Here is a 13,387-nt window from a genome sequence, read left to right as displayed (position 1 = left end):
CTACATTATTCTTTCAGGCAAAGGCATGTTCTGTTCACGCTCTTTTGCTAATTGTAACCACTTGGGAAGCACATTTTTCTTCCATTCTTCTTTCTCACCCTTAAGTTTTTTCAGATCAATCCCCACATAGGCTTGAGCTTTTTCCTTTGATGAAAGGTCTGGCATGGGAACGGGCTCGTTGTGTCCTAACGTTGCAAGTACCCTGGAGAGCTGTAAGCGCGCTTCTGAGGCTTTCTCTATTCCATCGGCAATTATTCGCATACTCTCAAGGGGAGCATGAAACGATGCACCATGGCTTGCGGCTACAAAATCCCAACGCCACTGTGCTTGCCTGATAAGTTTCAATACTGGCTCCATCATTTTTTCATTGGCGCCATTATCCCAGGCGAATTTTGCTTCTATATGTGCCTTTACCAATAAGTCTTCCAGTACAATTTTTTGGGTATATACTCTGTCCTGCCTGTCGTAAACGTTCTTAATGAGTTCTTCCTTGGTTTGTTTATGACAAACCATACATGAGGCTTCCATGTTATTTAAGGGGCTCTGAACCTTATGGTCGGTAATTTTCTGGCTACCTTCAGTTACGTATGGCATATGGCAATCGGCACATGAAACCCCGCGCTGGTAGTGAATGGAATGTTGGAAAAGCTCAAAATCGGGGTGCTGAGCCTTTATAATTGGAGTTTTGCTTAAGGGGTGAATCCAGTCGGCAAATGCGTATTCGTCGTAGTACTTCTCAATGTCATCAACGTTAAGTCCTTTGTCCCAAGGGAAGGTTACATATTTACCATCGCCTTTAAAGTAGTACTCCACATGGCACTGGGCGCACACCATAGTGCGCATTTTATTTAACGGCAACGACTCAACATTCTTACCCATACGCTCATAAGCCTCTTTTAATGGAATTTGGAACAGGCGTAGAGTCATATCGCTTGGATTGTGGCAGTTTGCACAACCAATAGGGTTTACAATTTCCGAGAGCATAGCCGACCACTTTGTTTTGTAAAAATCGGCTGGCGACATTTTAGCCATAACCCTGGCAACATCGGGGCTCTTGCAAGCCCAGCAACTTGAATTTTGAGGGCCCTCATTCTCATTGGCAGGTGTGCCAGTGCGTAACGTATTATGAACATCCACCACAGAGTATACATGACCTCGTGCCTGATTAAAATCTTTTGAAAAGGCATAGCCGGCAAAGAGTATTACCAGTCTTGGGTCTTCGTCAAGTAAATCGCGAAAAGCGCTTCCGCCATATTTTGACCGGAAAAGGGTATCGGACATCTGGGAGTAGGTTTGATACTCTCGCGGAAATGCCATACCCCATGCCTCGTTTCGGGGCTCAAACTCATCGATCTTATACCTTGGAGTATTCATTAGGTTTGCTTCTGTTCGTCGTTGAACAATGCTGGCTGCCAGTAAGCCAAGAACAAAAACAACAATCATTGTTCCCAGAAATAATGCCCATCCAATCCATGGATTTTTGGCAATTTTTTCACTTAACGGAGTTTTCATGTTGGTATAGGTTTAATATCTATTTAATCAGTTTCTTTAACCAGTTAGGGGTATCAGTTTTAGGCACTGGTGCAGTGCCATATGGTGTTGCGGAAAGGCTTTTTACTGTGCCATGGGGTACCTCACGGTGGCAATCCCAGCAACGTTTCCCATTTCCGGCAAGTATTGCATCTAAATCGACATTGGCTTTAACCATGGCTGTGAGGTTTCCATGGCAGCGTATGCAGTTTTCCTGAACCACTCTTTGCCCAGGCTTATGCATGAAAATGGTTTGGGGGTAAGTGTTTAGTGTAAAGATGGTGGCATGCCGCAAACCATCGTTTGCTTTAAAGTAGTACTTTCGGATAATGTTGTCGTGGGGTACGTGGCAATCGTTGCAGGTTGCGTGTTCCCTATGCGATGAGTGGTGCCAGGTAACATATTGTGTCCTCATGATATGGCAATTGACGCACGTAGCTGGGTCGTCGGACACATACGACCATGCCCTGGAGGTATAAAAAACAAACAATCCTGTTCCAGTGAAAATACCCGCCAATACAATTACTGGCACTCGCCAGTTTGGTGGGGGTTGAAAACGTTTTAGTATCTGTTTAGCCCAGTCAAACATATTGATGTTTTTTCAAATTTAGGTAATAAGAAGTTTAGAATCAATTTAAATATTTGCGCTTATACCACATCATAAAGCCCGACAATACCACTACCACAAGGAAAATGCCTGTTAATGGAACCACCAGGATGTAAAAGTCGCCAAGCATAAAGCTGAAAATTCGACCGGTATGGATTTCTTGAGCCAGATTCCACAGCGGGAATTTGAAAGCATCGGCAACGGCTGATGGCATTGGAATAGCCGGCTTTGAATGATGCAAAGCAACCATCCCTTTATCGTAATCGAAGATGTATTCTAACCCAGAAATGTGAGCGTACCCCGATACAACATTTTCGCCTAATGGTTTTCGTAGGCCGCTTTCTTTTCTATGCAGGTTGCCTGTTATGTAGTTGAAAGTTTCTCCCGTGTCGGGGTTCCAACGGAATAATCCGCTAAAGCTTCCCACAAGGTAAAACACGCTGTCTAGAGGTTCAAGAACATTGATACCCATTACGCTAACTGGTGGCTGATTGGGAAATTTGGTTAAGGGCTCTGAGAAGTCAGCGCAATGGTAAATTCCATCGGACGTTGCCAGGATGAACTTTTTCCTGGCTGAGTCAAATCTTAAATCGTGAAGTTTATCGTTCCAGTAGTAGCTGTTAGAAACCTTTTGGTTGTTAAGCACTATTTGACTATTGGCAATAGCTAGCAGGAAAGGAGGTCGCAGGAAAGTTCCTGTTAGACCCGATATTACCAATAGCAATGTAGCCAGTGCTCCTACCTTTAAGTGCCATTTATAAGAGAAACGGGTGGTACGTTTTAGTTTATGGAACCTGAATTGCTCATGGTACCTTTTAATTATTTTGGGGGATAAAAAGTAGATAATGCCTGTAATGCTTAAGAATATCATGACCAAGGCAACCAAATCGGCTAATAATCGTCCGGGAATTCCAAAAATCTCGCCGCTATGAATATTCCAAAAAAGCCGGAAGGTTGATATTTCTTTTTTGGAACCTAGAGGGGCTTTCAAATCGATTGGCGTAAACTGCAGGGTTTGTGCCGATGTGTAATATATTGAATTTCGTGTTGTAATGTATATATTTGATTCGACCACCTCAATTGAGGTGCAGAATTCATCGCTTTGGGGTAGGTGCAACTTTACCCAATGATTTGCCCCTTTGCTAAGCCAGTACAAACCGAAACGGGTGGCAGCAAGTATCCCGTTTGGGGTTACTTCAAGGTCAAAAATCTTTCTGTAATCGCTCCCTTCCGGGATACCACCCATTAAGGGCTTCCAGTTTTCAAAATTGCTTTTGGTAAGCCAAACCCCAACTCCCCCATAAAGGATTATAGAATCAGAGTTAATGGTTCTTGCTCCTTTTACCGATGCCAGGTTCCAGTTTTTTAACTGGTAGTTCTTAGGTAAATACTTACGGTTGATATCGATATGGGCAATGGTTTGCCGGTGATTCATCAAAACTCCCGAAATGGCAAAAAGCAAAAAAAACAATGTAAATACTAAAGCGGGCCATTTGTGGTACTTCCGTAGAGTACTATAAAAACTCATAATAGCAAAAGGCTTTTTCTTTCTGTAAAATGTTTACGGTTTATAGAAATAGATGTTAAAGTGTTCATCGTCAATTTTTTCTACCCAGTGTTTTATTCCCAAGCTCGAAGCTTTATCAATTAAGGGCGCAGTAATAAATGGGGCAACCACTTTGTAGATTTTATCAGTACTCAGGTCGGTTAAATCGGCCATTATCTGGTTAACTGGTTGCTCGCCAGCCTGTAACATCACCCTTACATCAATTTCTGAGGCAACTTTGTTAGAATCGAACCATTGGGGTTTCTGGGTGGTGAACTCCATCTCATCGGCACCCTCAAGCAAGTCCTGTCCTACAGCTTTCCTGAGGACATTAATAAGTTCCTCTACCTTAACATTTCCTATTGCTGCAGCTTGCTGAAGTGTTGCAACACGAGCAACTGTTTTCCTTAGAACAGGATTTTTCAGCTTTTCAAAAGCTGGAACATACCCAATAAGCACCTCCTCGAGCTGCGGGTATGCTTCAATTAGCTGCAAAACCTTGGTTTTAGGTGTTATAATGAGTTTGTTTTCGTCCATAGCTATTTGGAATATGATAGAATACGTTGTTCACCTTCAAGTTTACGATACACTGAAACATTGTGCGAAACCTCCAAAACACCAAGGTATTCGCCTTTCTCGTTTCGTAATGCAAAGTACTCGATATGTATTAGGTTGCCACCAATATTAATCCAGAATGGGGCTCTTGAAGCCTTTCCGCTTTTAAAGTCCTCAATGATTTTATCAACAATGTGAGCACTGGCTGGGGGATGGCATAATCTTACATCGCGGTTAAGAATAGCCCTGTTACGCTGGAATATTCTTTCGGGGCTTTGCGAGAAATACTTAACCTTATCGTTTTTGTCAACAAATGTGATATCAACTGGTAATGTGTTAAGGATTGCCAGAAGTTCTTCCACTGAGAAACTACCCGTTGGAAGTTGAATGTTTTCGGCTGTTTTGTTTAACTCCTGAAGTTCGCTGCCTTCAACCCATGATGGTTTCCATTTTGTAGGAGGGTCGTATAGGCAAAAGCCTATCTCAAGCTGCTGCTTATGAATCTCGTACCAGTCAGCTTCAGTAAGCTTATCCAAGGCCATGGGGAAAAGAATTTCTTCCTCCTTGATAATCATTTCCATAACACCTTTAATGGCAGGACGAAGCACAATCTCGCTTGAGGCAATTAGTTCGTCGCGTGATATCCCTTCGGTTTGCAGGAGTTCAATTGAGCCTTTAATAAGCTCCCTTATTTCATCGTGTTTTCCCCACATTACCTTTGGAGGGCCAGTAATTCCCTGCTTTTCAAGAAAGGGGAAAAGTAGGTATTCCTTTCGCTGATAGTGCTTATCTACATCAAACAGAGCGTTAAACTGTCCCCTAAGCTTGAGTGTCAGTTTTGGGATGTCAACAGCATCACTTGACTCAAGTTCCATGAGCGATTGCTCAATGGATTGGCAAAGCTGGTTGAGTTCTTTATTTTCCTTAATGAACACATCAACAGGGTGACCGTCAGGAATTTTCTTAACCGTTGTGAGATCAATGTTTCCCTTCAGCACTGCTGAATGTACATCGCAAAGTTTCAGTACTTCCTGTTCCGGTAAACCTTCGCTAATCAATTCCTGCTCAACCTCAACTACCTCGCCATAGGGGATATTAGTCAGGCTTTGTATTAGTTCCTGCCGCACTTCCTGTTCTGAGTCGCCTTTATGTAACCGGAGAATGAGCTCTTTGAGCTTTTTCTTCCTGTTTTCGGAGTTATTAATCAGTTCGCTCATGTTTTTTCTTTTAAAGTTAGGAATATAATAATCGCAAGGCAAGGGGATTGATTAGTGTCAACTATTCCTTTATCATGGTTAAAACCATTTTAAACCTTTCCTCGGCCTGAAGCGCATGAGGTATGTTTGCAGGCATAATTATTGTTTCGCCTGCAACCAGCTGGTGGGGTGTTCCACCGATTATTATTGTGGCTTTACCTTCAATAACCTGAACAACGGCATCGAAAGGTGCTGTGTGCTCGCTTAGACCCTCACCCTTATCGAATGCAAAAAGCGAGATGTTTCCCGTTGGGCGTTTTAGCACATTTTTACTTACTATGCCGCCATTGCTGTATTCAACCTCATTTATAAAGTTGAACTTTTGTCCCTTAGGAAATTCATTCATTAAGTTCATAGCTGTTTGGATTTATGTTAGTTCAATTTAATAGAAGAATCCCAGCCGTAGTGCATACGGCTGGGAAAAAGGGCTAACCTACCATTAACTTGATGTCTTCATCTACATTAGTAATTCCACCAATTCCAAAGTTCTCAACCAATACCTTTGCTACATTTGGTGAGAGGAATGCAGGAAGTGTTGGGCCTAGGTGAATGTTCTTTACTCCCAGGTAGAGTAGGGCAAGAAGAACAATTACAGCCTTTTGCTCATACCATGCAATGTTGTAGGCAATGGGGAGTTCATTGATATCATTAAGTTGGAATACCTCTTTTAGCTTAAGTGCGATAACTGCCAGAGAGTAGGAATCGTTGCATTGACCGGCATCAAGTACACGAGGAATTCCACCAATATCGCCCAAAGGTAATTTGTTATAGCGATATTTTGCGCAGCCTGCCGTGAGGATAACAGTATCCTTTGGTAGTTTCTCAGCAAACTCGGTGTAGTAGTTGCGATCCTTCATGCGGCCATCGCATCCGGCCATTACAATAAACTTACGAATAGCTCCCGATTTTACAGCATCTACTACCTTGTCGGCCAGAGCAAACACCTGTTCGTGAGCAAATCCGCCAATGATTTCTCCCTTCTCTATCTCAACAGGAGGTTTGCAACGCTTTGCGTGCTCAATGATTGCGCTGAAATCCTTTGGTTTTCCATTCTCCCTGTCGGGGATGTGTTTTGCGCCCTCAAGACCGGATGCACCGGTTGTGTAAATCCTGTCCTTATAGCTAGCGTTGGCAAGTGGTGGAACAATACAGTTAGTGGTGAAAAGGATTGGGCCATTGAACGACTCAAAATCCTCGCGCTGGTGCCACCAACTGCTTCCGTAGTTACCCACAAAGTGTTTGTATTTCTTAAAAGCAGGATAGTAGTTGGCGGGTAGCATCTCGCTATGGGTGTAGACATCAACCCCAGTGCCCTCGGTTTGAGCAAGGAGTTCCTCCATGTCCTTAAGGTCGTGACCACTGATTAGGATTCCCGGATTGTTTCGAACTCCAAGGTTTACCTTGGTGATTTCAGGGTTGCCGTAGCTGGTGGTGTTGGCCTTATCGAGCAGCGCCATGGTTTGCACACCATACTTCCCGGTTTCAAGTGTGAGCGCAACCAACTCATCGGCATTCAAATTCTTTGTGATATCGGCCATGGCTTTTTGCATGAATGCGTAAACAGTGGTGTCCTCAAAGCCAAGGTTGTAGGCATGCTCGGCATAGGCTGCCATCCCTTTAACGCCGTAGGTAATCAGCTCCTTAAGGGAACGGATATCCTCGTTGGTTTCGTTCAGAATTCCCACGGTGGCAGCTTTAGCATCAAACTCTTCGGGCTTACCTTCCCATGTGCATCCCTCAAAGGTGGTGTCAACCTTTACCCCTTTCTTTTGGGCTTCCTCGCGCAGCATGTTACGAATCTCTATGCCCTTTTCAACACGCTTCGTGATGGCTGCCTTATCAAAATTGGCATTGGTAATGGTGGAGAATAAGCTATCGAAGACATACTTGTTAACCATAGGGCTTTCGTAACCCTTTTGCTCGCGGAGCGCTGTGCTGTAAACGCAAATCCCCTTGGTTACAAAGAGCAGGAGATCCATCATGTTAGAAAGATCGTCGTTTTTACCGCAAACTCCCTTGATTGTGCAGCCTACTCCTTTGGCTGCTTCCTGACACTGATAGCAAAACATACTCATAAATTGATTGTTTTTAGTTTGTAATAAAATGTAATTAGTAGATATTAAGAGTTTTACACCCAATTTGACTCTAATATTTCACCTTGAATTCCAACGGTTATCACCTTAATAGGAACCTTGCGTTTTGCCTGTTCCATGGCCATACGGGCTAGCTGAACAAGCCCACCGCAGCAGGGAACCTCCATTTTCATCACGGTGATAGTGTCAACCTGTGCATCGTCAATTAGCGCAGTAATCTTCTCAACATACGATTCCTTGTTTGAGTCGAGCTTAGGGCAGGCAATAGCCAAGGTTTTACCCTTCAGGTATTGGCTATGGAAATTGCCAAGGCTGAACGCCACACAGTCGGCTGCAAGTAACAGGTTTGAGCCGCGGAAATGACCCGAGTGTGGGTTAATCAGGTGTAGCTGTACGGGCCAGTGGGTTAGCTCCGATTTGCCAGAGACCATACCCTCAGCACCTGCATTGGCTTGTGCAAAGCTGCGAGCTGCCGAACCCGGACAACCCCCACCATGGTGATGCATGGGTTGAGGCTTTACCTTGGGCTCGCTTGTGCCACAGCCGCAGGCATCCTTGGTGTGGTTATGCACTGCTTGTAGCACCTCATCTACGCTGAACGTGAGTTTGTCGCGGTTGGCCAACAGCCATTCAACACCCTGGCGCAGGTATTCCTTTTCGTTATAATCCTTTAGGTGCTTTAGGTGAGCAATAACGGTATTCTTACCGTTTGCCACCATCTTGCTAATGGTGTGCACCTCGTCGTAAGGCTCAGCCTCGCGGTGCTCGATGGTAATGGCTCCCTCGGGGCATTCGCCTATGCAGGCTCCAAGTCCATCGCACATCAGCTCGCTGATCAGAACAGCTTTGCCATCAATAAGCTGTAGGGCTCCCTCGTGGCAACCGCTAACACATAGTCCGCAACCGTTGCACTTGTCCCTGTCAATTGTAATAATGTCGCGCTTCATATCTGTTTGTTTTAATTGTTATCAAATTGGGTTGATTTGTTTTTCTGAGACAAAAGTAGGCCAACCCCACTCCGCGAATTGTAACATATGTTACACACGGTGCGGATTTTGGAGTTTTGAGGGTTGATATATATCAATACCGGAAGTTGTGCGGCGTATCAGACTCCTGGAAACCTAGTGGCTATTAGTGTTTGAAGATAGTTGACAGTAGATAGTTGATGGTTGATAGTTGATAGTTGATAGTTGATAGTTGATAGTTGAGATTGCGGTTTGAGGGCTCCCTGTAAGTGAACATTCTCGCCGTAGGCGATATGGTATTGTAGGTTTCCGCGCAGCGGATAGGGAGATATAATTGAAAAATCTATAATTTTATTATTCCCCGCATGGGATAATTTTTTCGCCGTAGGCGATATGGTATTGTAGTAGCAAACCCAACGCCCCACCGTTTTTCTCTTCCCCGTAGTGGATAAACCCCAAATGCGTAACCCTAGGGGGTAAGGATATTCAATCCCGTTGTTTTTTTTACAAAACCCTATGCCCTACGGGCAAAGCATTTGGTGCATGATTTTGCCATAGGTGATGGGGTAAATGTAGGGGTTTATGAAATAATAGCAATTTCCCAGTAGGTGATAAAAAGATAGACAATAATAAGAAAAACAGAATTTTGCCCACAGAGTTACACAGGGTTTTACACAGTGTTACACAGTGAAAATCCATCAAATCTGCGGAATCAGTGTTCCATTCCCAAACACCAAACACTAAACACTAAACACCAAAAACCAAACACTAATCTACCATCAACTAACCTTTCCTCCTTAAATCTCTTCCGAGTACTTACCCCTTAAAGAGTCACTATTTCAACTCTTCCTCTAAGATTTTTTCGAGCGTTTCCACGCTTATTCGCTTAGCCAAAATCTTTTTGTTTTTGTCCAAAACGTAAATTACAGGCGTGGCATAGATATCGTAGAGGTTACGGAAGTTTGAGCTGAACGTAGGATCCCAAACATTTATCCAGGTTAATTCGTTGGTCTTTATGTATTCCATCCATTTGGGCTGGTCGCCCTGGGTGTAAACGGCAAACACCTCAAACCCTTTACCCTTATACTTCTCATAAACCTTTTTCAGCTCAGGGGTAACCTTTTTACAGTGGCTACAATCGGGATCCCAGAAGTATGCAACAGTAACCTTGGCATTAACATCGCTTAAGCGGTAATATTTCCCATTGGGGTTTGGCAACCAAAGGTCAGGGGCTACATTGCCAATAATATTGGGCTTTATGGCTTTTACACGTTCGGCAATCTTATCGAGCAGTTTCTGGTCGGCCCACCAGGCTTGGCCTCCCAGGTAGTACTTTTCAGCCACTGCCACAAATACACCATCCATTCCCATTCGTTCCGAAGTTTGAAACTTATTGGTTAGGGTAGATAGGATGTACTGGAACATCTCCTTGTTGGCCTTTGCCCTCTCTATCAGTTCAATTGCTGCTGGGATAATGCTATCGGGCATGGGGAGTAAAACCCTATCGAAATACACATTTATTTTACTCTCCAGTATGGGGGTTCGCAGTAGTCGAGCATCGGAAAAATCGATATTATCAAAAAAATGGTAACGGTTATAGTTGTAGTTATGCGCCCAAACCAGCGAATCGTACTTTGGAGTATCCTTGGCAATATTGTGCTTGGGTGCTTCAACATTCCGCATGGCTCTTATAATTGCTGCAAGCAGGGTGCCCTTGTAGTTGGTTTCCACCTCGTCCCAGTAAGCTAAAACCTTGTTGTTAAGCTCGTTCATTTTATCGCGGATGGCATTGGCCTTAAGCGAATCGGAAAGCGATTCCTTCAGCTGTTCCGAGAGCTCCTTGCTCTGCTTCTGCATGTCAATCATGAAACGCTGGTACTTAATGAACCCTTCGTTTTCACTAGAGTTGGTGAACCTGAGGTTTTCGAGCAAGTTATCCTTGGATGTGGCAACTGAAAATTTCTGGTTCTTATCAACAAGCACCTCAAAGTAGTTTTTCTCTGGCAGTATAACAAGGTATATACCACCAGGTAAAAGGGTGTCGCCTTCAAACACGGCAACTCCTTTGCTATTTACAGTGGCGGTATCTTTCACATACTTCTTATCGCCAAAGTGGTAGCCTAGCAATAAATCGCCCTGGGTTAATCCATCAATTTTAACTTCAATCCTGTATCCGTTTTTTTGTGCAAATGCACTTGCAAAAACCACTAAGCTCAATGTGAGTGTAAAGAGGAAAAACTTTTTCATAGTTCATTCAATTTTCATGGAAGCAACAAGCAAAGATAGCATTTTTGAAATGAGCCAATATTGATAGCCCTATATTTCAACAAAAATACAACCTGTTTTGTTAGTGTATCAAATTAGATACCAAATTTGATGGATACCTGGAAAGATGCCCGGCCAAACCGTTTAGTTCGTGAGGTTAGTCCTTACCTTTTACAGCATGCATATAACCCTGTGGACTGGTTTCCGTGGGGCGAGGAGGCTTTTGCGAAAGCTAAAGCAGAAAATAAACTTTTGCTCATAAGCATTGGTTACAGCAGCTGTCATTGGTGCCATGTAATGGAGCACGAATCGTTCTCGGACGAAAAGGTGGCTAAAACCATGAATGAGAGATACGTTTGCGTTAAGGTTGACCGTGAGGAACGTCCCGATGTCGATCAGATTTACATGAATGCCGTGCAGATTATTACCCGTCGCGGGGGTTGGCCCTTAAACTGTTTTGCCTTACCCGATGGCCGACCGGTTTACGGAGGTACCTATTTCCCAAAGGAGAACTGGCTTAGCATTCTTGAGAGTCTCGATGAAACATGGAAAAACGAGCCTCAGCGCATTTACGAGGTTGCCGATGAGCTGGCCGAGGGGATTGCAAATACTGAGATTATCAGGGTTAAGGCTGATGTCAGTAATGTTAACCTTAATGTCGTTTTAGCTGAAAACCTCAATTCCTGCCGCAATCAGCTCGACTTTAAGTTGGGTGGCACGCTGGGTGCACCCAAATTTCCCATGCCTGGTTTACTGAAATACCTGCTGATAACCGGGCAACACTCCAAGCGAAAGGACTTACTTGCTTTTGTCGATACTACCCTTGAACGAATGGCCAACGGCGGCATATACGACCACGTTGGCGGTGGATTTTTCCGATACTCGGTCGATGAAAAGTGGTTTGTTCCCCACTTTGAAAAGATGCTTTACGATAATGCCCAGCTAATTGAGGTTTACTCCCTGGCCTATAGGCTCAACCCAAATCCTTTGTATAGGAGAGTGGTTGAGGAGACTATTACTTTTGTTGAGCGTCAGCTTCTATCGTCAACGGGTGGTTTTTTCAGCGCACTCGATGCCGATACGGCTGGTCTTGAGGGTGGTTATTACACCTGGGGGAAAAGCGAGGTTGAGCAGATATTGGGATATGACTCAGAGCTTTTCTGTGTGGCTTACGGTATTACTCCAACCGGTAACTGGGAAAGCACCAATATTTTATTCCGCTCCCTTACCAATGCCCAGCTCTCGAGCCTTTTTGGACTACCCGAGGGTGAGATTGATTACAGGCTTAAAACTAGCCTTATGAAACTAAAGAACCATAGGGATTTCCGTGTGCCTCCCCTTGTCGATGATAAAATTATCACCTCGTGGAATAGCTTGATGATTTCGGCACTATCCACTGCATATCTTACCTTTGGCTACGATAAATACCTTCATCTTGCCATGTCATCCGCAAATTATCTGATAGATAACCATGTTAATGACGACTGGACACTTAGCCGGATTACATGCAAAGGGAGGGTTTATGGTACTGCATTGCTCGACGATTACGCCTATACAATCAATGCGTTGATAAATCTTTACCAAATCACCAAGAATACAGTATGGCACGATTATGCTGTTAACCTGGCTCAAAAAACTAAGGAAATTTTCTTCGACATCAATTCAGGAATGTTTTATTACACTCCTGTCAGCACAGAGCTTATTACCCGTAAAATGGAGCTGATGGACGGTGTTATGCCTTCGGCATCGGCTGTAATGGTAAGTAACCTGCTTGCACTTGCCGAACACGATACTAGCAGTGAGTATGGCACAATTGCATTGCAAATGATTGCTAACGTAGGGAACCATATTAAACAGGGCAATGTTTTTGTTCATACTTGGGCATTGCAGCTTTTGAGTACCATTCTGCCAGTTGCTGAAATAAAGGTAAATGGCGATGATTTGAATGCTGCCAAAATGTTGATAGCCTCAAAATTGGTTTACCCTAAGCTAAAGTTCCTGCATTCAACCGATATACCCAACAAGTACCTGCTCTGCATAGGAAATACCTGCCAGTCGCCTACCGATAATTCCGAAGATATTGTAAAGTGGACTAACGCTATTAGCTATGAGTACTATGTTTAGTTGGAACGCATATGGTTTGACCCCCTATAAAACTAGACTAAAAGTACAAACTAAAATTGTACTTTTATGCTGATGGTAAAACAAATTCACAAACGGACACCCCAGGAAAAGGAGAGGATTCTCCTGGATATCCAGCACCTAGGGGTTACGGCAGGCTGTCGTAAGCATGGCATATCGAGGGTGCTATACTACGACTGGCTAAACCGGTACCAGGCCTCAGGGCTTGAGGGCCTGGAGGATCGGCGGGGTAAGAGCGCCGATGCCCGCATAAAGCGGCTTGAGAAGGAGAACAGGCTGCTGAAGGAGCTGCTGGCAGAGAAGGAGTTAGAGTCCAAGCTGAAGGATGAGCTCCTAAAAAAAAAGTTTGGACAGCAGACCAGAAACGGGAGGTGATAGGCAGGTATGTTGCCCAGGGAATCAGGGTGGCCAATGCGGTAAGGATGGCA

11 protein-coding genes are annotated in these 13,387 nt (G+C 44.1%); 2 read left to right on the top strand and 9 right to left on the bottom strand.

Annotated features, from left to right (window positions below):
- The 9 genes from nrfA to WHS63_RS06395 form a co-directional block, all read right to left on the bottom strand.
- Positions 1–1,512: an ammonia-forming cytochrome c nitrite reductase gene (gene nrfA / locus WHS63_RS06435; RefSeq protein WP_369488228.1), complete on the bottom strand. Its 1,512-nt coding sequence runs from the start codon at positions 1,510–1,512 to the stop codon at positions 1–3.
- A gap of 19 nt (positions 1,513–1,531) precedes the next feature.
- Positions 1,532–2,119 carry a cytochrome c nitrite reductase small subunit gene (nrfH, locus tag WHS63_RS06430; RefSeq protein ID WP_445204391.1) on the bottom strand — a complete coding sequence of 196 codons (588 nt, stop codon included), beginning with the start codon at positions 2,117–2,119 and terminating at the stop codon, positions 1,532–1,534.
- Between the two features lie 40 nt (positions 2,120–2,159).
- A complete protein-coding gene (locus WHS63_RS06425; RefSeq protein ID WP_445204390.1) occupies positions 2,160–3,665 on the bottom strand; it encodes a PepSY-associated TM helix domain-containing protein in 1,506 nt (501 codons plus the stop codon).
- Positions 3,666–3,698: 33 nt separating this feature from the next.
- On the bottom strand, positions 3,699–4,220 hold the full coding sequence (locus WHS63_RS06420) for a DUF1858 domain-containing protein (RefSeq protein ID WP_445204389.1): 522 nt from the start codon (positions 4,218–4,220) through the stop codon (positions 3,699–3,701).
- Between the two features lie 2 nt (positions 4,221–4,222).
- Entirely contained in the window at positions 4,223–5,455 is a 1,233-nt protein-coding gene (locus WHS63_RS06415; protein WP_445204388.1) for a DUF438 domain-containing protein, read from the bottom strand.
- 61 nt (positions 5,456–5,516) lie between these two features.
- Complete coding sequence (locus WHS63_RS06410) at positions 5,517–5,840, bottom strand: cupin domain-containing protein (protein ID WP_445204438.1); 324 nt, start codon at positions 5,838–5,840, stop codon at positions 5,517–5,519.
- 82 nt (positions 5,841–5,922) lie between these two features.
- On the bottom strand, positions 5,923–7,569 hold the full coding sequence (hcp, locus tag WHS63_RS06405) for a hydroxylamine reductase (RefSeq protein WP_445204387.1): 1,647 nt from the start codon (positions 7,567–7,569) through the stop codon (positions 5,923–5,925).
- A 53-nt stretch (positions 7,570–7,622) separates the two neighbouring features.
- Positions 7,623–8,534, bottom strand: a complete 912-nt coding sequence (locus WHS63_RS06400) for an ATP-binding protein (RefSeq protein WP_445204386.1) — start codon at positions 8,532–8,534, stop codon at positions 7,623–7,625.
- Positions 8,535–9,386: 852 nt separating this feature from the next.
- Positions 9,387–10,799: a thioredoxin-like domain-containing protein gene (locus tag WHS63_RS06395; protein WP_445204385.1), complete on the bottom strand. Its 1,413-nt coding sequence runs from the start codon at positions 10,797–10,799 to the stop codon at positions 9,387–9,389.
- Between the two features lie 129 nt (positions 10,800–10,928).
- Here WHS63_RS06395 and WHS63_RS06390 point away from each other — a divergent pair, with 129 nt between their 5' ends.
- Together WHS63_RS06390 and WHS63_RS06385 are read left to right on the top strand one after the other, a co-directional pair.
- Complete coding sequence (locus WHS63_RS06390; protein ID WP_445204384.1) at positions 10,929–12,941, top strand: thioredoxin domain-containing protein; 2,013 nt, start codon at positions 10,929–10,931, stop codon at positions 12,939–12,941.
- A gap of 66 nt (positions 12,942–13,007) precedes the next feature.
- A complete protein-coding gene (locus WHS63_RS06385) occupies positions 13,008–13,334 on the top strand; it encodes a helix-turn-helix domain-containing protein (protein WP_445204383.1) in 327 nt (108 codons plus the stop codon).
- The last annotated feature ends 53 nt before the right edge of the window (positions 13,335–13,387 follow it).

The organism is Tenuifilum sp. (assembly GCF_037481895.1).
In the GTDB taxonomy this organism is placed as follows: Bacteria; Bacteroidota; Bacteroidia; order Bacteroidales; family Tenuifilaceae; genus Tenuifilum; species Tenuifilum osseticum.
Note: the sequence above shows the minus strand (reverse complement) of the source record. Positions and strands in the feature narration are given on the sequence as shown.

Excerpts from the sequence above, each read along its gene's own strand:
- WHS63_RS06385 (WP_445204383.1), top strand. The coding sequence starts at position 13,008 with ATGCTGATGGTAAAACAAATTCACAAACGGACACCCCAGGAAAAGGAG.
- WHS63_RS06425 (WP_445204390.1), bottom strand. The coding sequence starts at position 3,665 with ATGAGTTTTTATAGTACTCTACGGAAGTACCACAAATGGCCCGCTTTA.
- hcp (WP_445204387.1), bottom strand. The coding sequence starts at position 7,569 with ATGAGTATGTTTTGCTATCAGTGTCAGGAAGCAGCCAAAGGAGTAGGC.
- WHS63_RS06400 (WP_445204386.1), bottom strand. The coding sequence starts at position 8,534 with ATGAAGCGCGACATTATTACAATTGACAGGGACAAGTGCAACGGTTGC.
- nrfA (WP_369488228.1), bottom strand. The coding sequence starts at position 1,512 with ATGAAAACTCCGTTAAGTGAAAAAATTGCCAAAAATCCATGGATTGGA.
- WHS63_RS06420 (WP_445204389.1), bottom strand. The coding sequence starts at position 4,220 with ATGGACGAAAACAAACTCATTATAACACCTAAAACCAAGGTTTTGCAG.
- WHS63_RS06395 (WP_445204385.1), bottom strand. The coding sequence starts at position 10,799 with ATGAAAAAGTTTTTCCTCTTTACACTCACATTGAGCTTAGTGGTTTTT.
- WHS63_RS06415 (WP_445204388.1), bottom strand. The coding sequence starts at position 5,455 with ATGAGCGAACTGATTAATAACTCCGAAAACAGGAAGAAAAAGCTCAAA.
- WHS63_RS06410 (WP_445204438.1), bottom strand. The coding sequence starts at position 5,840 with ATGAATGAATTTCCTAAGGGACAAAAGTTCAACTTTATAAATGAGGTT.
- WHS63_RS06390 (WP_445204384.1), top strand. The coding sequence starts at position 10,929 with ATGGATACCTGGAAAGATGCCCGGCCAAACCGTTTAGTTCGTGAGGTT.
- nrfH (WP_445204391.1), bottom strand. The coding sequence starts at position 2,119 with ATGTTTGACTGGGCTAAACAGATACTAAAACGTTTTCAACCCCCACCA.